Here is a 19418-nt window from a genome sequence, read left to right as displayed (position 1 = left end):
GCAGGATCAGGTGGCAGGGCGGACAAATGTGGCGAGGGGGGTTAGCCCAGCGGGGATAAATTCCCTCGCCACACCGGACAGCTTATTTACCGGGCACCAGGGTCAAGCGCGCCTTGCCGTACGCCCGCTCAAAGTTCTGCGGCTGCAATGGCAGGTTCTGATAGTTCCCCTTGATCCACGGATCAATGCCATTGACGTAGTTCGGGCTGGCGGGGTTGCCAGACTGGCCGGTGCCGCCCTGGATCATCAACGGCTCGGGCTGGCTGAAGTCGACGATGAACCGCATGGCCGGCGCCTGGGTGGTGTTGAAATTCTCGCCCCAGGCGAATGCCGAGCTGTTGAGCGTGGAGGCATCGCCGCCGGCGGGCAGGGGGCCGCGCACGATTTGGCCGCTGCTGTTCTTCCATTCGTAGCGATGCAGCTTGCCCCACTGCCAAGCCTTGTGGTCACCGCCCAACTGGCTGTCGCCAGCAGTGATGGCCGCTGCCAGGCTGCGGGCCAGGATCACGGACTTGTCGTCCTTCTGCGGTGTGCGCACGTCGTCCCAGAACGGGCTGTCTTCGCGACCGAGCAAGTGATCGGCCTGGGCCGAGTAGGACAACTGACCGTTGGCGAGCAGCGCTTTCCACGCCGGGCTGCTGTCCGGACCCAGTTCGTCGAGGAAGATCTGCTTCATGCTTTCCTGCAGAAACAGTTCATAAATCGCCGCGTCGGCGGAGCCTGGGCTGAGCCGGCCATCGAAAGCCATCAGCCGGGTATAGGCCTCGCGAGCCTTGGCCCGGTCCGCCACTGGTAGCGCGTCGATCGCCTGCTTGAGCGGTTGGGCCATGCCTGGGGCTTCGAAGACTTTCTTGAGCTTGGCGGCAAAGGTCGTGGTCTGGTCATATTGCATGGCAGTCAGGCTGCGGCTGTCGTGCTTGCCGGCGCCGGCAAGCTCGGCCATGCGCTCGCCGCGCTCCGGTGCGTCCCAGGAGTTGGACAACTGCATGCCGTAGCCGTCAGGAATGACCCGCTGGTTGGCGGCGCCGAGCCAGCCCTGGGCCGGATCCTGATCGTAGGGGTGCAGCATCGGGTCGGCGTAGCCATCCCAATCGTAGCGCCCTTCCCAACCGGGCGATGGCAACAGGCCTTCGCCTTCGCGGCGGTTCGGATAGCGCCCGGTAACTTGCCAACCAATGTGGCTGGCGTCGGCAAAGATCATGTTCACCGCGATGGCGCGGATTTCACGGCTGGCATCGGAGGCTTTCTCGACATTCTGCGCTCGGGACAAGTCAAAGAACGCGTCCAGGGTTTTGTCGTCGCTAAAGCTCGGCGTCTGTAAGGCCAGGCCAAGACCGTTGGCCATGGCCGAGCCCTGGACACTGTTGAGCAGCGGGCCGTGGCGGGTCTCATACACCGCTTCGCGAATCGGTCGCTGGCCTTTAATGAAGTAGGTCTCGTTGCGGACCATCACCGGCTGCCATTTGCCGTTGACCTCGTAGGACAGACCATTGCCCTGGCGTCGGATTTTTTCCAGGAACAGGTCCTGGTTGTCGCCCAACACGCTGCTCATGCTCCAGGCCACTTTGCCGTTGAACCCCGCCAGAATCATCGGGATGCCCGCCACGGAAACCCCGGCGGCCTGATACTTGGGCGCACGAATCTGCACAGGAACCCACAGTGACGGCACGCTCAATGGGCCATGGCTGTCGCTGGCCAGCAGACTCTTGCCGTTGCGGCTGCGCTGCGGGGCGATGGCCCAGTTGCTGGAGGAAGCAATATTCAGCAAATTCAGTTCGGACAACTGAGCGCTGGCCTTGCTGACTTCGTTGAGGCCCGGGACCTGACCGCTGAGCCGCAGGCCCTGGAGCTTATCGGCCTCGGCCATCGGCAGTTGTTCATCCGGGTACGAGGGGCTCAGCCAGGCCAGTTTGTCCTGGGTGACCGTCTGGGCCAGCACCAAGGCGGCGATTTCTTCCGGCAGGTTGGCCGATTGGCTGAAATTGAGCAGGCAAAACATCAGCGCCGAATCTTGCGGTTTCCAGTATTCGGGTTTGTAGCCGTTGGCGGCCAGGTCCGGCGGCAACTTGTCGCGATAGCGGAACAGGTACGCGTTGACGCCGCGGGCATAGACTTCGAAGAAGCGTTTGAGCCGCGGCGAGGAGGCTTTGTACAGCTCGTCGGCGCTTTTCTTCAGGTTGACCGCACGCATGTAGCGATCGACGTCCAGTCGTTCGGCGCCGGCCATTTCTGCCAGGCGACCCTGAGCCAGCAGGCGCATGGTCACCATCTGGCTGATGCGATCGCTGGCATGGACGTAGCCGAGGCTGAACAGGGCGTCATGGAAATTGTTGCTCTCGATCAGCGGCATACCCATGGCATTGCGTCGAACCGAAACGTTCTGTGCCAGCCCCTTGAGCGGTTGCACGCCGGACGTCGGAGGAACCGTGTCCTGGGCGTTCCAGGTCTGGCAACCGCTCAGACCGAGCACACTGGCCACTGCGGCGGCAACGCCGAGCCGGGGGAAGGAAAAAATAGAGGCTGGCGAGGCCATGGCAAAGCTCCTGCAGGAGGGGGGGCACCGATAAAGGCGCTACGTTAGTGAGCAGGAGGAGGGCGCGCAAGCGGGGGCAGGGGTTATTTGTTGATTTGGCGATGAAAGCCTGCTGTGAGGCTTACCCACAGCAGGGTTTTGGGTGTATCAGGAGGGCTCAGGGCTTGGGCGGGTTGACCTTGTCCACCAGGGCATAGGCCTTGGCAGTGGCCGGGCGCTCCTTGATGCGATTGAACCAGCGCTGCACGTTCGGGAAGTCTTCCAGCCGCTGGCTTTGCCATTGGTGTGAAACGGTCCAGGGATAAATCGCCATGTCGGCAATGCTGTACTCGTTGCCCGCCACGAATTCACGGTCCGCCAGGCGGCGATCCAGCACACCATACAGACGAGCGGTTTCGTCGACATAGCGTTTGATCGCGTAGGGGATTTTTTCCGGGGCGAACCGGCTGAAGTGATGATTCTGCCCGGCCATCGGCCCCAGGCCGCCCATCTGCCAGAACAGCCACTGCAACGCTTCTTGCCGGCCGCGCAAATTCTCTGGAATGAACCGGCCGGTTTTTTCCGCCAGGTACAGCAGGATCGCGCCCGACTCGAACAGCGAAATCGGCTCGCCGCCATCGGCGGGTTCGTGATCGATGATCGCCGGAATGCGGTTGTTGGGAGCGATTTTCAGGAAGTCGGGCTTGAACTGCTCTGCCTGGCCGATGTTGATCGGGTGCACCTTGTAAGGCATGCCGGCTTCTTCAAGGAACAACGAGATTTTATGGCCGTTGGGCGTGGTCCAGTAATACAGGTCGATCATGGAGGGCTCCAGATAAGACAGCGTGATGGATGGACAACACATGACGGCGGGAGGTCGTCCTGATTGCCGAAAGGCTTGCCTGTAGGAAGAGGTGATGCTCAAGTGTGGAAAATTCAATGACCGAACACGAGAAAACCGGCATGGAGTTACAGAAAAACGCAGCGTTGATTCTTATCGACCAACAAAAAGGCATCCTTCACCCCAGGCTAGGCCCTCGCAACAACCCCGATGCGGAGCTGCGCATGCTCCAGTTGCTCGATTTCTGGCGACAATCGGCACGGCCGGTGATTCATGTCCACCACCTGTCCCGCTCGCCGGACTCAGTGTTCTGGCCCGGGCAATCGGGCGTGGAGGTTCAGGAGCGGTTCGAGCCGTTAGCCGGGGAAAGGCTGGTTCAAAAGCAGGTGCCGGATGCGTTCTGCGGCACGCGCCTGGAGGCGGACCTGCATGAAGCGGGGGTTGGGCAATTGGTGATCGTGGGCGTGGCGACGAACAACTCGGTGGAGTCCACGGCGCGTACGGCCGGCAATCTGGGATTCGACACTTGGGTGGCCGAAGACGCGTGTTTTACCTTCGACAAGGCTGACTATTTTGGCCATGCCCGTTCGGCTGGCGAGGTCCATGCCATGTCGCTGGGCAACTTGCATGGCGAGTATGCGACGGTGGTCAGCGTGAAGCAGATTCTTGGGGCGGGTTGAAACCGAGTGTGTGGGGTTGCCCCAGCCGGTATGGATTAGCCTCAAACGCCCCATCGCGAGCAGGCTCCCACAGGGCTCAGTAATGAATCCAGATTTTGTGTTCGCCGCAGGCCCCTGTGGGAGCGAGCCTGCTCGCGAGGACGATTCAATAGGCGAAGATTATCTTCGCCCGGATCATCAAGCGCCGTGGCACTTCTTGAATTTCTTGCCATTGCCGCATGGGCAAGGGTCGTTGCGGCCGACATCCTTCAGGGTGTTGCGCACCGGTTCCTGGTGGGCGTGGCCACAGTTCGGGCCATGGACATGTCCGTGATCATGATCGTGGTGATGGTCATGATCGTGGTTGCAGTCAGGGCCATGGACGTGGGGTTGCTGGGTCATCGGGGTTACTCCGCAATAAAATCGGCGGCGATTATCACGCCATTGCGCCTCAGGTGCACGTAGTGGGCGATGAATAAACCGGTTTCCAGCTCACCTTCCAGGCGATAGGGGATCTGCTGGCGAGGTTTTTCGAGCATTTTCACCAGCTTGCGCACTTGCGGCCACAGGTTGGTGCGGATCGGAACCCTGAAGTAGCGGCTATGCCCGGGACGCACCGTGAACCAGTGCTCGTGCTCTCCTTCGGTCAGCAACAGGTCGCCCAGATGAATGCGGTAGGTTATGCCGCGCACGGTCAAATCACTGTCGTCGGGGTTGTCCACACGAAAGTGCAGCATGAACTTCTGCTCCACCAGCCGCGCCCGTACCACCTCGACCTTGGTCAGATGCACCTGCGGTTCAGGGGCCTCATCACCTCGCCAGGACGCACAACTGCCGAGCCCGATGAACAGCAGCAGGCAGGTGATGCGCAGCAGATGTGATGAAAGGGTCATGTCCGTGCCTCTGGTTTATCCCAGTCTAGCCTGCTGGCGAGCGCAGCAGTGTCGGACGATTCCGATATCAGCGATTAAAGTAGCCTGCGCAGCACTTCTTGAATTTGTGCCCACTGCCGCACGGGCAGGTGTCGTTGCGTCCGGTCTTGACTGGCACTGTCGGGTCGATGAAGTACCAGCGTGCGCCGTTCTGTACGAAGGATGACTGTTCGCGGTGGCTGTGTTCCCCCTGGCCGTCGTGCCAGCGCGCGGTGAAGGTGACAAAGGCGTGTTCGGGTTGGCCACCGAATACTTCGCTGCTTTCCACCTCCAGTCCGAGCCATGTGCTTTTGGCGCTCCACTCGCTGATGGATTGGCGATCCAGGCCGTCCTGCTGGGCGGGCAAGGTCGTGGCTACCAGATAGTCCACCAATCCCAGCACGTAGGCACTATAACGCGAACGCATCAAGGCTTCGGCGCAGGGCGCCGGGTGACCATCGTGGTAATGGCCGCAGCAGGCGTCCAGTGGGTTGCCACTGCCGCACGGGCAAATGGTTGTGTGCATGCTTGTGTTCACGGCTACCACCAGTATTTTCCAAAGTTTTCCGGGTTGGCCCAAAAGCGTGAGTTGAGCCAGTCAGGGACTTGTTTGTATTCAAGCAGATCGTAGGTAAACAGGGTCAGCACCTGCTCCTCGCGCTGGAATCGCTCACTGGCCTGCAGGGCCAGGGAAAAGAAATCAGTTTCTTGCCAGCCGCAGGCATTGAGGTCCGCCAGCACGGCGATACGGCTGGCGTTGAGATTGCGGATGCCCCCCAACAGATTCAGACCGTCGCGTTTGGGCAAATGCTCCAGGCAATCAAGCGCCAAGGCCAGGTCGAAACGCCGCGCCGCCACGTCCGCCGCAAGGGCGCCAGGGGCGGCGTGGACCACTTCAGTATCAGGATGCGCTTGCTGGAACGCCTCAAGGGCAGGGAAGCTGCTGGCCCCGATCAACAGCAGTTTTTTCGGGGCATAACGGTCCAGCACGGCAGCCAGGGCTTGCTGGGGCGTACGGGAAGAAATGGCAACGGTCATCGAAGTTCCTCTGTCAGAGCCGCCACGATAGCCTGCGCGGACCCCATGGCCTAGAGCGGTTTGTGCTTAAACGTATCGATCTACGGCAAATAGGGGGCAAAAACCGCGATAGCGTGATGCTGGCGCGGATGCGGAGTCGGGTCTTTACTCCCCTGAATCGGCGCAAAGCCGATCCCTCAAGGAGAAAACCCAATGAGCATAGTTCGCACAGCGTTACCCTTGGTTCTGCTGACCGGTGTATTGACTGGTTGCGCAGGTTTGCAGAAAACCGATTGGCCGACCTGCGCGGCGGTTGGCGGTGTGACGGGCGCTGGATTGGGCGCCATCGAAAGCACCTCCTGGGCCGGCGGTGGTGCATTGTTTGTCGGCACCATGGCGGCGGCTTATTGCTGGGTGCATGGCGACGGCGATGAGGATGGCGATGGCGTGCCGGACAGCCGCGACAAATGCCCGGGCACGCCTAAGGGCGTGCAAGTCGATGCCGACGGCTGCCCGCCACCGGCACCGGCGCCGATGGTTGAAGAAGTCGTGGTGGTCCAGGAAGAAACCATTGTGATCCGTGACGTGCATTTCGAATTCGACAAGGCCACGCTGACGGCGGCAGACAAGGAGGTCCTGAGCACGATTGCAACCCGACTCAAACAGGAAACGTCCACCGCGCAACTGCGCGTCACCGGCCACACTGACAGCGTCGGCAGCGATGCCTATAACCAGCGCCTGTCTGAACAACGGGCCAACGCGGTGGTGCAATACCTGGTTGAGAGCGGCGTGCCCCGTTCCAGCTTCGTTTCGGTGGAGGGTGCCGGTGAGAGCCAGCCGGTGGCGGACAACAGCACCGCCGATGGTCGGGCCATGAACCGCCGCACGGAGATCAAGATAAATCGCTGAAGCCCCCGTCATCCGCGGCTTGTACAGTCGCGGATGCGGGTCTTTACTCCTGTGTGACCGGTATGGGCCGGTAACACAGGAGCATTCACCATGAACGTTCTACTCAGGGCCGCCTTACCGGTACTGCTGGCGGGCAGTCTGTTGTCAGGTTGTGCCACTCACAGCGATGGCGGCGCACCGCTCAATCAACGCACCTGGCCAGTCTGTAGCTTGATCGGCGGTCTGGTTGGCGGCGGCCTGGGGGCCCTCGAAAGCAGCGGTTGGGCGGCGGGCGGTGCTGCGCTGGGGCTGTTGACCGGCGGCCTGATCTGCTACGCCCAGGATGGCGACGAGGACGATGACGGCGTGTTCGACCGCCGTGACCGTTGTCCCGACACGCCGGCCAATACCCCGGTTGAACATCATGGTTGTCCGTTGCCGCAATACCCGGCCAGCGCTCCGCCGGTTGAACCTCAGGCACCGGCCACGGAAGTGATCACCCTCAACGATGCCGGCAAGGTGCTGTTCGACTTCGATAAATCCGATCTCACTCAAGACGCGCGAAGCCAACTCGATGGGCTGATGAGCAAATTGAGTCATGCCAATGTCGCCAGCATCCGCGTGGTGGGGCACACCGACAGCGTCGGCACTGATGCCTACAACCAGGGGCTGTCCGAGCGCCGAGCAAGCAGCGTGGTGGAATATCTGCTTACTCAGGGGCTTTCACCGGACAAGCTCACCAGTGAAGGCAAGGGTGAAAGCGAGCCGGTGGCCGACAACGAGACCGATGAGGGGCGGGCGCAGAATCGTCGGGTTGAGTTGCATATCCAGCGCTGAGCCGCGTGCCAGAGCCGTCGGGTCGCCAGTGGGGCGACCCGACGAGTCGAGGTTTGCGTCAGATTAAATTTGCCCTGGCCTCTGGCTTATTCTGCGCGCAAGCCGTTACTGTGCGTGCAAAGAATAATACTTACCGGGGGGATGTATGAAGCTGTTATGGGCGCTGGGGCGCTTGTTGACCCTGCTGTTCTGGCTGGTGGTGCTGGTCAACCTGGTCATGCCGTTCGTTCATCCGCTGCATCTGCTGGTCAATTTTGGCGCAGCGATATTGCTGGCGATCCATTTGCTGGAACTGGTGTTGTTTCGAGCCAGCTTGCGCGGCCGGCCAGCTTCAGGCCGTGATCGCCTGCGAGTGCTGCTGTTCGGCATCTTCCACCTGCAAACCCTCCCGATCGCCGCCGAGGCTTCCCATGCGTAAATTGTGTCTGCTTGTCGCACTCGTGTGCCCCTGGGCCAGTGCCCAAGTGATCCAGGTCGAAACCCATTCCTTGATGCGTCTGCCCAATACCACCAGCGCCCTGACACTGGAACGGCTGGAGGTGGCCGATTACGGCACGTTGCTGGTGCCTGCCAACGTCACTGAATTGACCATTGGCCAACTGCACCTGGGGCGCGAAGCACGGATCGCCATCGTGCCTGGGCAACAGACACTGCAGATAAAAGTTGCCGAGGGCGAACTGGCCGACGGCAGTCAGATCACGGCTCGGGGCGCGCCCGGAACCTATACCAAAGCGGCACGAGCGGGACGTGATCTCAATCTGCGCTTCAATGCCTTGAATGCGCCATTGTTGTCGGTGGATGCCCGCGGTGGAACCGGTGCGCCAGGTTACGTGGGCCTCGACGGCGCCAACGGCCAGGCGCCGGGTTGTACGTGGGGGGCAGCCGGTCGCGGTGCCGACGGCAGCAATGGCAGTGACGGCCAGCCGGGTGCGGCGGGTGCGCAGGTGCGTCTCGAATTGCCCCGTGATTATCCCGATGAGCAGATCAAGGTTACGGTGGAGGGTGGCGCGGGCGGCGCCGCTGGAGCCGGAGGTAAACCCGGCGCTGGCGGCAAGGCCAAGGGGTGCTTCGTCTATACCGCCGACGGTGGCAAAAGCGGTCGCCCTGGTGCCGATGGCCAGCCGGGACCAGCCGGAGCAGCGGGGGCGGTGACGGTGCAGCGATTCTAAGAGGACTGAGCTCGAGAACTGTGGGAGCGAGCCTGCTCGCGATGGCAGGGTATCAGTCAACCTTGATGTGACTGACCCACCGTTATCGCGAGCAGGCTCGCTCCCACCAGGGGATACGCTAAGTTCAGAACATCGGCCGCGCCGCGCCAATCGCCACCACCAGCAACCCGATCAACAGATTAATCCCCACCAACTGCCGGATTTTCCCCAGTACCGCCGCGCCCGTCGGCCAGTCCTGGGCTGCTACGGCCTTGCGCAGGGCCGGCAATTGCAATCCCTGGATGCGGATAAACAGCGCCATCATCACCACATACAAGCCGATCATGATCTGCACATACCGTGGCGCGGTCTCGAAGCCGGCAAAGCGCATGTGGATCAGGCCCACGCCGCTGATCGGCAAAAGCACCACTGCGACCCAGACCCAAACGAAAAAACGCTGAAACACTTCTGTCCATAATTTGAGCCGGGCCGGCCCCTCAAGGGCCGCGATTGCGGCGGGGCGCAGGATCATCCAGGCGAAGAACATACCGCCGACCCAGACCAGGGCCGCCAGTAAATGCAGGGTGTAGACGAGGGCAAAGGGTGTCATTGAGTTACTCCGTTCTGCGCAGGATTGATTAGCGGGGTATGATAGCCGCCGATCCGAACCACTGAAAATTTATCCAGCGTTTTTAGCGCCCGACCATTCATGATCAGCACCGAACTCAAAACCACGATCCAGGGCGCCTATTCGCGTTTTCTCGAAGCCAAGAGCCTCAAGCCGCGATATGGCCAGCGCCTGATGATTGCCGAAGTGGCAAAAGTCCTGGGTGACATCGACACCGACGACGAAGGCCGGCGCAGTGGCGAGCCTGCCGTCGTGGCGGTGGAGGCCGGCACCGGCACCGGCAAGACCGTGGCCTACAGCCTGGCGGCAATCCCCACCGCCAAGGCCGCCGGCAAACGCCTGGTGATCGCCACGGCCACGATCGCCTTGCAGGAGCAGATCGTTTTCAAGGACCTGCCTGACCTGATGCGCAACAGCGGGCTGAATTTCAGCTTCGCCCTGGCCAAGGGTCGTGGGCGCTACATGTGCCTGTCCAAGCTCGACATGTTGCTTCAGGAAGGCCAGGCGCAGACAGCCACGGCCCAGTTGTTCGAGGAAGAAGGCTTCAAGATCGAAGTCGATGAGGCCAGTCAGAAGCTGTTTACCAGCATGATCGAAAAACTGGCCGGCAATAAATGGGACGGCGACCGCGACAGCTGGTCCACCGCCCTGGAAGACGCCGACTGGTCACGGCTGACTACCGATCATAGCCAGTGCACCAACCGTCATTGCCCGAACTTTGGCCAGTGCGCCTTCTACAAGGCCCGCGAAGGCATGGGCAAGGTCGATGTCATTGTCACCAACCACGACATGGTCCTGGCCGACCTGGCCCTGGGCGGTGGCGCGGTGCTGCCGGATCCGCGTGACACGATCTATGTGTTCGACGAAGGTCACCACCTGCCGGACAAGGCCATCGGCCATTTCGCCCATTACACCCGGCTGCGCTCGACCGCTGACTGGCTGGAAACCACCGCCAAGAACCTCACCAAGCTGTTGGCCCAACACCCGCTGCCGGGTGACCTGGGCAAGTTCATCGAGCAGGTGCCCGAGCTGGCCCGTGAAATCAAGACGAACCAGCAGTTCATGTTCAGTGCCTGCGAACAAGTGGCGGATTTCAAGCCCGGCGAAGACGTCGAGGGTCGTGATCGACCTCGCCATCGCTTTGTCGGCGGCGTCATTCCCGAGCACATGCGCGAGATGGGCATCGAGCTCAAGAAAGGCTTTGCCCGCCTGACCGACCTGTTCACCCGTCTGACCGACCTGCTCAAGGAAGGCATGGATGGCGAGGTCAATATCGGTATCGCCAGCAACCAGGCCGAGGAGTGGTACCCGTTGTTCGGCAGTCTGCTGTCCCGCTCCCAGGGTAACTGGGAGTTGTGGACCGCGTTCACGACTGAAGACCCGGAAGACAACCCGCCGATGGCGCGTTGGTTGACCCTGGCCGAAAGCGGCTCGCTGTTCGACATCGAGGTCAATGCCAGCCCGATCCTGGCGGCGGAAATGCTGCGTCGCAACCTGTGGAATGTCGCCTACGGCGCGCTGGTGACTTCCGCCACGCTGACCGCCCTGGGCACGTTCGACCGTTTCCGCATGCGCGCCGGCCTGCCGAAAAAAGCCGTGACCGCCGTGGTTCCGAGCCCCTTCCATCATGCCGACGCTGGCGTGCTGCGGGTCCCGGACCTCAAGGCTGATCCGCGGGATGCCGCCGCCCACACCGCGGCGATTATTCGCGACCTGCCGGAACTGGTGGAAGGCTCGCGGGGCACCCTGGTGCTGTTTTCCTCGCGCAAACAGATGCAGGACGTGTTCGACGGCCTCGACCGCGACTGGCGCAAGCAAGTGTTCATCCAAGGCAACCTGTCCAAGCAGGAAACCCTGAACAAGCACAAAGCGCGGGTCGACGGCGGCGATTCCAGCGTGCTGTTCGGCCTGGCGAGTTTTGCCGAAGGCGTGGATTTGCCCGGTGCCTACTGTGAGCATGTGGTGATCGCCAAGATCCCGTTTTCGGTTCCGGACGACCCGGTGGAAGCCGCGTTGGCCGAATGGATCGAGGCCCGCGGTGGTAACCCGTTCATGGAGATCTCCGTGCCGGACGCCTCGCTGAAACTGGTCCAGGCCTGTGGTCGATTGCTGCGCACCGAAGAAGACCGCGGCACCATCACCTTGCTCGACCGCCGACTGGTGACCCAGCGCTACGGCAAGGCGATCCTCAACGCCCTGCCACCGTTTCGGCGGGAGATATCCTAGCCTCCCGGTGATTTTTGACTGAGGAGGTCTCTGTGGCGAGGGGATTTAGCGAAACGGGCAATGTCAGTCCGGTCAGCCGTCTTGCGGCGGTTCCCAAAAACCTCAATGGCTGAAACAATGCAGGCCACTTCAAAAAAGTGTTTGTTTCAAGGGAGTTGCGGGTGCAGATTCAAGGCCATTATGAGCTTCAATTCGAGGCGGTGCGTGAAGCCTTCGCGGCGCTGTTCGACGATCCTCAGGAGCGCGGCGCGGCGTTGTGCATTCAGGTTGGTGGCCGCACGGTCATCGATCTCTGGGCCGGCACGGCCGACAAGGATGGCAGTGAAGCCTGGCACAGCGACACCATCGCCAATCTGTTTTCCTGCACCAAGACGTTCACCGCCGTCACCGCCCTGCAACTGGTGGCCGAAGGCAAGCTGCAGCTGGACGCCCCTGTCGCCCGCTACTGGCCTGAGTTCGCGGCAGCCGGCAAGCAAGCCGTCACGCTCCGTCAGTTGCTTTGCCACCAGGCCGGGTTGCCGGCGTTGCGTGAATTGCTGGCGCCCGAAGCACTTTATAACTGGCAGACCATGGTCGATGCTCTGGCCGCTGAAGCGCCCTGGTGGACGCCGGGAGACGGTCACGGCTACGCGGCGATCACTTATGGCTGGCTGGTCGGCGAACTGCTGCGCAGGGCTGACGGTCGTGGACCGGGGGCATCCATCGTGGCCCGTATTGCCAAGCCGTTGGGCCTGGATTTCCACGTCGGCCTGGCTGATGAAGAGTTTCATCGCGTGGCCCACATCGCTCGCGGCAAAGGCAATGTGGGGGACGCGGCGGCCCAGCGCCTTTTACAAGTGACGATGCGCGAACCCACGGCCATGACTACCCGGGCCTTTACTAACCCGCCCTCGATCATGACCAGCACCAATAAGCCAGAGTGGCGGCGCATGGAGCAACCGGCGGCCAACGGCCATGGTAACGCCCGCAGCCTGGCCGGGTTCTATGCCGGCCTGCTGGACGGCAGCCTGCTGGAGGGCGAAATGCTCGACGAACTGACTCGCCAGCACAGCTTCGGCGAGGACAAGACATTGTTGACCCAGACCCGTTTCGGCCTGGGTTGCATGCTCGATCAGCCGGATGTGCCGAACGCGACCTATGGCCTCGGCCCTCGGGCATTCGGTCATCCTGGGGCGGGGGGCTCCATCGGTTTTGCCGACCCGGAGCACGATGTGGCTTTTGGCTTTGTGACAAACACCCTCGGGCCATACGTTTTGATGGATCCGCGGGCGCAGAACCTTGCGCGGGTACTTGCCACTTGTCTATAAAACGTTAGCGAAGGCGGCGGGCACAGGAACCTCGTGTTCCTTTCAGTTTCCAACCGTCTGTTTATGCGGCCCGAACATGGCCTTTGTTTTTTTTTACATCATTTTGTGGATATCCAATGTCATTGAATAAATCTTTCGCTCTGGCGCTGTGCTTCGCTATCACCGGTTGCGCACAAACCCCACAAAATGATGCCGAGGGCGGCAGTGGCTGGTGGCCGTTCGGCGCCTCCGACAAGGTCGCGGCCAAAGAACCGACGTCAGCGGCGCCGCTGAAACCGGCTGCCGTCGCGCCACAAGCCAAGGCCGAGGGTGCCACTCACTGGTGGTGGCCGTTTTCTTCCGATGACGCCGCCGACGGCGTCGCCAAAAAAGTCGACGCCAAACCTGAAGTCAAGACGCCGGTTACCGTCGCCAAGGCTGAAGCTGAAAGCAACGGCAAGTGGTGGTGGCCATTCGGCGGTAAAGATCAGGAAACCGCCAAGACGGTGCCGATGCCGGATCCGAAAGTCACCCAGGCTTGGCTCGACGACTACGAGCCGAAATTGCGCACGGCCATCAAGGACAGCAAGCTCGAACTTGAACGCCGCGACGACGTGCTGGTGGTCACCGCACCGGTGGACGGCTCCTTCAACCCGGATCGTCCGGCCATGCTGCTGCCGGTGAGCCTCGGCCCGTTCACCCGCGTTGCGAAAATTCTGGAAGCTGATCCGAAAACAGCCGTGCTGATCCTCGGCCACGCCGACACGTCGGGCGCCGCGCCGGTCAACCTGAAGCTCAGCCAGGAACGCGCCCAATCCGTGGCGGCGATTTTCCGTCTCAGCGGCTTGCAGCGTGATCGCCTGATGCTGCGTGGCATGGGTTCGGTTGCGCCCCGTGCCGCCAATGACAGCGTTGAAGGTCGCGCTTTGAATCGTCGTGTCGAGCTGCTGGTCACGCCGCAAAACACCATGGTTGCGCTGCTGAGCAAGTACAACATGCCGGCCCCGGCACCAGTAAGGTTGGTGGCGGTCCAGGACGTGAAACCTGCGGCTTTGGCGCCAGCGCCCGCGCCGGCGGCTAACAAGTCCAAGGCTGTTGCCAGCAAAAAAGCGCCGGCCAAGAAGGCTGTCGCCAAGGCTCCTGCCAAAAAAGCCCCGGCCAAGAAAGCGCTGGTGGCGAAGAAGCCGCAACCGACCAAAGCCGCTACCGATGCCAAGAAAGTCGCGGCTGCCGATGCATCCAAGCAGTGATGGGCTAACTACAAGGAACGCGCCATGACCCAGACGCTGGCTGATATGCGCCGCGACTACACCCGCGATGGCCTGACCGAGGCGCAGGCCCCGGCCGAGCCGTTCGCGCTGTTCCACCAGTGGTTCGCCGACGCGGTGAAAACCGAACAGGCGCCGGTGGAGGCCAACGCCATGACCTTGGCGACCGTGGATGCCGATGGGCGCCCGCACTGCCGGATCCTGCTGCTCAAGGGGCTTGATGCCCAAGGCTTCACGTTCTTCACCAACTACGAGAGCGCCAAGGGTCAGCAACTGGCCGCGAACCCGTTCGCGGCCATGACATTTTTCTGGCCGACGCTGGAGCGTCAGGTGCGTATCGAGGGCAAGGTGCAGAAGGTCACGGCGCAAGAGTCGGACGCCTATTATCAGGTACGGCCATTGGGCAGTCGCCTCGGGGCCTGGGCTTCACCTCAAAGCCGGGTGATTGCAGGTCGAGGTGAGCTGGAAGACTTGCTCAAGGCCACCGAACAACGCTTCAGTGACAGCCAGCCTCACTGCCCGGAGCATTGGGGGGGCTATCGTCTGCTGCCCGAGCGTATCGAATTCTGGCAGGGACGGGCCAGCCGTCTGCATGATCGCCTCAACTACCGCCTGCAAGAGGCGAGCTGGATCCGCGAGCGTCTGGCGCCTTAGCCCTGGGTATACCCTGCCGCCGCGGTCTGAAGCCATTGCGGCAGGTCGCGCCGCTTGATCCCTTGCTTCTGGGCGTGGGCCAATTGTTGCAGCATGTAAGTTTTTTTCAGCTCATCCTGCCCCGCCAATGACAGCGCCAGATCGCGGTCCATCCAGCGTTTGATCCGCACGTACAGCCACCAATGAAAGTACAAACCGGCGACGGTGGTAGCGGCTATGATGAAATAATCCATGAGAAATCCTCAGGCCAGTGACGCGGATAGCGGAAATTGGCGCTACTGTTTGGGTGAATTTTTCGGGCGAGTCTGTATCCCACCTGAATGAAAACAATTTTATCCCGGCGAGGCCGTGACAGGCGTCAAGCTGCGGAGTTTAATGAATACCTGTCTTTTGGAGTTTGATGCTATGCGTAAGTCTGTTTTGCTGGTTGCTTCCTTTTCCACGATGGCGATGTTGCTCACTGGCTGTCAGTCGAGCCTGACCGGTGACTCCTATTCCCGTGACGAAGCGCGTCGCGTGCAGACGATTCGCATGGGGACCATTGAAGCCTTGCGTCCGGTCAAGATCGAAGGCACCAAGACCCCGATCGGCGGCGCGGCGGGTGCGGTGGTAGGTGGTGTGGGTGGCAGCGCCATCGGTGGTGGCCGTGGCAGTATCGTTGCTGCCGTGATCGGCGCCGTGGCCGGCGGCCTGATCGGCTCCGCGACCGAAGAAGGCCTGACCCGTACCCAGGGTGTGGAAATCACCGTTCGCGAAGACGACGGCAGCATGCGCGCCTATGTGCAGCAGGTTCAGGAAAACGAAGTGTTCCGTGTGGGTGAGCGGGTTCGTATTTCCACTGTGGATGGTACGAGCCGCGTATCGCACTAAGCTGGAATCGCTAAGAGAAAATCGCGCTTTTTCCTGAACGGGGAGGCGCGATTTTTTTATGGCTTCGTTTCGGTGGGGGGGGGCGGCGTGTATATCCGTTTCTTCGGTAACGGCCACTGGCGGTTCCGCCCTTACGGCGGGTCACTTTCGAAAAGCGCGAAAGTAACCAAAGCGCTTCTGCCCCACCACTCGGCACCTCGCTTAGGCTCGGTGTGCCTGAACGAAGGCATTGCTCCGTGGGCCCGCCGCGAAGGGCCATCCATGGCCCAGCGCGGCTAACCCGGCATCCATGCCGGGTTGCCCACTCCACAACGCCTCCGTTCAGCCAGCGTGGTTAACGGGGCGTCCAAGATCAACGTCCACCGCGAGGCGGCCTTATAGCCGGCCTGATTCTTGGTGGGACCGCGTTTCTCCTGTGGGAGCGGGCTTGCTCACGCAAGCGGTATCACAGTCGATGAAGATGTTGGGTGTGTTGGCCTTTTCGCGAACAAGCCCGCTCCCTCAGTGGTTCTGTGTTGGATATAAATTTGTGCTCACTGAAAGATCGAATGTGGGAGCGAGCCTGCTCGCGATGACGGCATCCAATTCAATCGCTATGTAACTGAACTATCGCAAGGCTGAGAAGGCGGCTACACAGTTGACGAAGATGTTGCATGTGTCGACCTCTTCGCGAGCAGGCTCGCTCCCACAGGAAAAACGCGATCATCAAAAAAACAGGTCGGCTATAAGGCCGCCTCGCGGAGGATGTTGATCTTGGACGCCCCGTTAACCACGCTGGCCGAACGCAGGCATTGTGGAGTGGGTATCCCGGCATGGATGCCGGGATAGCCGCGCTGGGCCATGGATGGCCCTTCGCGGCGGGCCCACGGAGCAATGCCTTCGTTCGGGCACACCGAGCCTAGGCGAGGTGCCAAGTGGTGGGGCAGAAGCGTTTTGGTTACTTTTGCGCTGTTCAAAAGTGACCCGCCGTAAGGGCGGAACCGCCAGTGGCCGTCATCGAAGAAACGGATATACACACCAATAAACACACCAATAAACACACAACAAACATCACCCCGATCAGGTAATTTTAGTTGGCTTTAAATGCTGTCTGCTTACGACTAGCCGCCGCTGTCACCGCATAACCCAGCAACGCCGCCAGGATCGAGCCAGTGAGAATACCCATCCGGTCCATACCGGCATACTCGCTGGTGCCGGGCGCGAACGCCAGGGAGCCGACGAACAGGCTCATGGTGAAGCCGATGCCGCACAGGATTGCCACGCCCAGTATCTGCCCCCAGTTGGCGCCGGCGGGCAGGCTGGCGATACCGATCTTGACCGCCAGCCAGGTCAGGCCGAAAACGCCGACGGTCTTGCCCAGCAACAGGCCGATGGCGATGCCCATCGGCACGTGATGGGTGAAGCTCTCGACGGTGACGCCGCTCAGGGACAAGCCGGCGTTGGCGAAGGCGAAGAGCGGCAGGATGCCATAGGCCACCCAGGGGTGCAGGGCATGCTCCAGGGTCAGCAGCGGCGAGGTCTCGGCATTTTTTGTGCGCAGCGGAATGCAGAACGCCAGGGTCACCCCGGCCAGGGTGGCATGGACGCCGCTCTTGAGTACGCAGACCCAGAGAATCAGGCCGACAACCATGTAGGGGCCGAGCTTGACCACTCCCGCGCGGTTCATCGCCACCAGCGCGGCGATGCAGGCGGCTGCCAATACCAGTGACAAGGTCGACAGGGCGCCCGAGTAGAAGATGGCAATGATGATAATGGCGCCCAGGTCGTCGATGATCGCCAGGGTCATCAAAAACAGCTTGAGCGACACGGGTACCCGTTTGCCCAGTAGGGCCAGCACGCCAAGGGCGAAGGCGATGTCGGTGGCCGTTGGAATCGCCCAGCCAGCGAGGGCGGTCGGATTGTCGCGGTTGAGGAACCAGTAGATCAGGGCGGGGACGACCATGCCGCCGATCGCTGCCGCACCCGGCAAGACGATCTGCGAGGGTTTCGACAGCTGCCCGTCGAGAACCTCACGTTTGACTTCGAGGCCGATGAGCAGGAAGAACATGGCCATCAGGCCGTCGTTGATCCACAACAACGCCGGTTTAGCGATCTTCAGCGCCCCGATCTGGGCCACCACGGGGGTGTCCAGAAAGTCCGTATAGAGCCACGACAGCGGTGAGTTATTGAGTATCAGGGCCAGCACGGCGGCGGCGATCAATAGCAGGCCGCTGGCAGCTTCCAGCTGAAGGAAACGAGTCAAAGTATTGCGTAGAGGCACGGTCGCTCTCCATGGATCAAATCAAAAAGATGGTCCACCCTAACCGGTACTGTTAGTTGTTAAAACAAAAGTTATATTCTTTTTTGTTATATGTCGTTACAACGCATGCAACGCGTGGTCAGGCAGTGACAGGCCATATTGGACCTTAGCTGTACCTGTGCGCGATGTCGGTTTTTTCCTAAGCTTGCGACTGGTTTTTCCGAGACAAGTCGTGCCTGCCTGTACGTCAGGTTCCTCGCGTCGCATTGATCCAGTGAGAAGACATCATGAATGACCACCGCCAGTGGGCGCGTGAAGCGATCCGTATCATCGAGGCTGACTTCCAGCGCAGCGCCGACACCCATCTGATTCCACTGGCGTTGCCAGGGTTGCCGGGTATCGAGTTGTACTTCAAAGATGAGTCCAGCCACCCCACCGGCAGCCTAAAGCATCGACTCGCCCGCTCGCTGTTTCTCTACGCGCTGTGTAATGGCTGGCTCAAGCCTGGCGCCCCGGTGATCGAGGCTTCAAGTGGATCGACGGCCATTTCCGAGGCTTACTTCGCAAGGCTTTTGGGCTTGCCCTTTATTGCGGTGATGCCGGCGACCACGTCCAGAGAAAAAATCGCACAGATCGCCTTCTATGGTGGCCAGAGTCACCTGGTGGACGATCCTACGCAGATTTACGCCGAGTCCGAGCGTTTGGCCCGTGAGCATGACGGTCACTTCATCGACCAGTTCACCTACGCTGAGCGCGCCACGGATTGGCGCGCCAATAACAACATTGCCGAATCGATCTTCCAGCAGATGCGTTTCGAGCGGCATCCGGAGCCGAGCTGGCTGATTTCCAGCCCCGGCACCGGCGGCACCACCGCGACCCTGGGTCGTTACGTACGCTACCGCCAGCACTGTACCCGTGTGCTGTGTGCCGACGCCGAGCGTTCGGTGTTTTTCGACTATTACCGCAGCGGCGATGCGAGCCTGCGCCTGGATTGTGGTTCGCGGATCGAAGGTATCGGCCGGCCAAGGGTCGAAGCGTCGTTTTTGCCCAAGGTGATCGATGCGATGGTCAAAGTGCCGGATGCCCTGTCGCTGGCGGCCATGCACTACCTGGCCCAGCGATTGGGCCGACGGGTCGGCGGATCCAGCGGCACCAACCTGATCGGCGCGCTGATCGCCGCCAGGCAGATGGTGCAAGCAGGTGAGATGGGCTCGATCGTGGCAATCTTGTGTGACGGCGGTGAGCGCTATGCCACGACCTATTACGATCCGGCGTGGCTCAAGGCCCAGGGCTATGAGCTGAGTGGATTGATGGACGCCGTGGCGGCGAGTGTGGAGCGGGGTGAGGCGCTGCCGGAAAGTGTGCTCCGAGCCAATATCTGAACACTGGAAAACACTGAATTTCCTTGTGGCAGCGAGCTTGTGTGGGAGCTGG

20 protein-coding genes are annotated in these 19418 nt (G+C 61.2%); 11 read left to right on the top strand and 9 right to left on the bottom strand.

The features are described from left to right. Positions 1-82: 82 nt before the first annotated feature. Positions 83-2533, bottom strand: coding sequence for a penicillin acylase family protein (locus PSEUDOMOFG3G_RS20600; protein WP_139051006.1), 2451 nt, complete (start codon positions 2531-2533; stop codon positions 83-85). 157 nt (positions 2534-2690) lie between these two features. After that, on the bottom strand, positions 2691-3335 hold the full coding sequence (locus PSEUDOMOFG3G_RS20595) for a glutathione binding-like protein (RefSeq protein WP_139051005.1): 645 nt from the start codon (positions 3333-3335) through the stop codon (positions 2691-2693). Positions 3336-3475: 140 nt separating this feature from the next. Between PSEUDOMOFG3G_RS20595 and PSEUDOMOFG3G_RS20590 the strand changes: the two genes are divergently transcribed. Next, a complete protein-coding gene (locus tag PSEUDOMOFG3G_RS20590) occupies positions 3476-4033 on the top strand; it encodes a cysteine hydrolase family protein (RefSeq protein ID WP_139051020.1) in 558 nt (185 codons plus the stop codon). 177 nt (positions 4034-4210) lie between these two features. On the opposite strand, the gene PSEUDOMOFG3G_RS20585 is transcribed toward PSEUDOMOFG3G_RS20590, so the two are convergent. From PSEUDOMOFG3G_RS20585 to PSEUDOMOFG3G_RS20570, 4 genes are all read right to left on the bottom strand, one after another. Then, on the bottom strand, positions 4211-4414 hold the full coding sequence (locus PSEUDOMOFG3G_RS20585; RefSeq protein ID WP_047228413.1) for an SEC-C metal-binding domain-containing protein: 204 nt from the start codon (positions 4412-4414) through the stop codon (positions 4211-4213). A gap of 5 nt (positions 4415-4419) precedes the next feature. Next, positions 4420-4905 (bottom strand): LEA type 2 family protein, encoded by a 486-nt coding sequence (locus tag PSEUDOMOFG3G_RS20580; RefSeq protein WP_047228412.1) that lies wholly within the window; start codon positions 4903-4905, stop codon positions 4420-4422. A 67-nt stretch (positions 4906-4972) separates the two neighbouring features. Next, complete coding sequence (locus PSEUDOMOFG3G_RS20575) at positions 4973-5449, bottom strand: YchJ family protein (protein ID WP_047228411.1); 477 nt, start codon at positions 5447-5449, stop codon at positions 4973-4975. A gap of 14 nt (positions 5450-5463) precedes the next feature. Beyond that, complete coding sequence (locus PSEUDOMOFG3G_RS20570; protein ID WP_047228410.1) at positions 5464-5961, bottom strand: DUF6231 family protein; 498 nt, start codon at positions 5959-5961, stop codon at positions 5464-5466. Positions 5962-6153: 192 nt separating this feature from the next. Between PSEUDOMOFG3G_RS20570 and PSEUDOMOFG3G_RS20565 the strand changes: the two genes are divergently transcribed. The 4 genes from PSEUDOMOFG3G_RS20565 to PSEUDOMOFG3G_RS20550 all read left to right on the top strand — a co-directional run bounded on the left by PSEUDOMOFG3G_RS20565 (position 6154) and on the right by PSEUDOMOFG3G_RS20550 (position 8834). Further along, positions 6154-6849, top strand: a complete 696-nt coding sequence (locus PSEUDOMOFG3G_RS20565; RefSeq protein WP_047228409.1) for an OmpA family protein — start codon at positions 6154-6156, stop codon at positions 6847-6849. Positions 6850-6939: 90 nt separating this feature from the next. Next, positions 6940-7665 carry an OmpA family protein gene (locus PSEUDOMOFG3G_RS20560; RefSeq protein ID WP_139051004.1) on the top strand — a complete coding sequence of 242 codons (726 nt, stop codon included), beginning with the start codon at positions 6940-6942 and terminating at the stop codon, positions 7663-7665. A gap of 145 nt (positions 7666-7810) precedes the next feature. Then, on the top strand, positions 7811-8083 hold the full coding sequence (locus tag PSEUDOMOFG3G_RS20555) for a DUF1145 domain-containing protein (RefSeq protein WP_139051003.1): 273 nt from the start codon (positions 7811-7813) through the stop codon (positions 8081-8083). Next, positions 8076-8834 (top strand): collagen-like protein, encoded by a 759-nt coding sequence (locus PSEUDOMOFG3G_RS20550; protein ID WP_139051002.1) that lies wholly within the window; start codon positions 8076-8078, stop codon positions 8832-8834. The genes PSEUDOMOFG3G_RS20555 and PSEUDOMOFG3G_RS20550 overlap by 8 nt, the downstream gene beginning before the upstream one ends. Before the next feature lie 124 nt (positions 8835-8958). On the opposite strand, the gene PSEUDOMOFG3G_RS20545 is transcribed toward PSEUDOMOFG3G_RS20550, so the two are convergent. Next, positions 8959-9423 (bottom strand): CopD family protein, encoded by a 465-nt coding sequence (locus PSEUDOMOFG3G_RS20545; protein ID WP_139051001.1) that lies wholly within the window; start codon positions 9421-9423, stop codon positions 8959-8961. A gap of 99 nt (positions 9424-9522) precedes the next feature. On the opposite strand from PSEUDOMOFG3G_RS20545, the gene dinG reads away from it, so the two are divergent. The 4 genes from dinG (at position 9523) to pdxH (ending at position 14875) form a co-directional block, all read left to right on the top strand. Beyond that, positions 9523-11667 (top strand): ATP-dependent DNA helicase DinG, encoded by a 2145-nt coding sequence (gene dinG / locus PSEUDOMOFG3G_RS20540; protein WP_047228404.1) that lies wholly within the window; start codon positions 9523-9525, stop codon positions 11665-11667. Positions 11668-11828: 161 nt separating this feature from the next. Next, positions 11829-12974 (top strand): serine hydrolase domain-containing protein, encoded by a 1146-nt coding sequence (locus PSEUDOMOFG3G_RS20535; RefSeq protein ID WP_047228403.1) that lies wholly within the window; start codon positions 11829-11831, stop codon positions 12972-12974. A 116-nt stretch (positions 12975-13090) separates the two neighbouring features. After that, positions 13091-14203, top strand: coding sequence for an OmpA family protein (locus PSEUDOMOFG3G_RS20530; RefSeq protein ID WP_139051000.1), 1113 nt, complete (start codon positions 13091-13093; stop codon positions 14201-14203). Positions 14204-14227: 24 nt separating this feature from the next. After that, entirely contained in the window at positions 14228-14875 is a 648-nt protein-coding gene (gene pdxH, locus PSEUDOMOFG3G_RS20525; protein ID WP_047228401.1) for a pyridoxamine 5'-phosphate oxidase, read from the top strand. Here pdxH and PSEUDOMOFG3G_RS20520 read toward each other — a convergent pair. After that, on the bottom strand, positions 14872-15108 hold the full coding sequence (locus tag PSEUDOMOFG3G_RS20520) for a hypothetical protein (RefSeq protein ID WP_139050999.1): 237 nt from the start codon (positions 15106-15108) through the stop codon (positions 14872-14874). The genes pdxH and PSEUDOMOFG3G_RS20520 overlap by 4 nt on opposite strands. Before the next feature lie 172 nt (positions 15109-15280). On the opposite strand from PSEUDOMOFG3G_RS20520, the gene PSEUDOMOFG3G_RS20515 reads away from it, so the two are divergent. Next, on the top strand, positions 15281-15745 hold the full coding sequence (locus tag PSEUDOMOFG3G_RS20515) for a glycine zipper 2TM domain-containing protein (protein ID WP_047228399.1): 465 nt from the start codon (positions 15281-15283) through the stop codon (positions 15743-15745). Positions 15746-16814: 1069 nt separating this feature from the next. Here the strand turns inward: PSEUDOMOFG3G_RS20515 and nhaA are convergent. Beyond that, positions 16815-18005 carry a Na+/H+ antiporter NhaA gene (gene nhaA, locus PSEUDOMOFG3G_RS20510; protein WP_139050998.1) on the bottom strand — a complete coding sequence of 397 codons (1191 nt, stop codon included), beginning with the start codon at positions 18003-18005 and terminating at the stop codon, positions 16815-16817. A 263-nt stretch (positions 18006-18268) separates the two neighbouring features. Here nhaA and PSEUDOMOFG3G_RS20505 point away from each other — a divergent pair, with 263 nt between their 5' ends. Further along, the gene (locus tag PSEUDOMOFG3G_RS20505) at positions 18269-19366 is read left to right on the top strand and encodes a PLP-dependent cysteine synthase family protein (protein ID WP_171061417.1); all 1098 of its coding nucleotides are present in this window, start codon (positions 18269-18271) and stop codon (positions 19364-19366) included. The last annotated feature ends 52 nt before the right edge of the window (positions 19367-19418 follow it).

This window comes from Pseudomonas sp. FG-3G (assembly GCF_901007645.1).
Taxonomy (GTDB): Bacteria; Pseudomonadota; Gammaproteobacteria; order Pseudomonadales; family Pseudomonadaceae; genus Aquipseudomonas; species Aquipseudomonas rhizophila.
The sequence above is the reverse complement of the archived record's forward strand: the minus strand, read 5'-3'. Positions and strand labels throughout refer to the sequence as shown.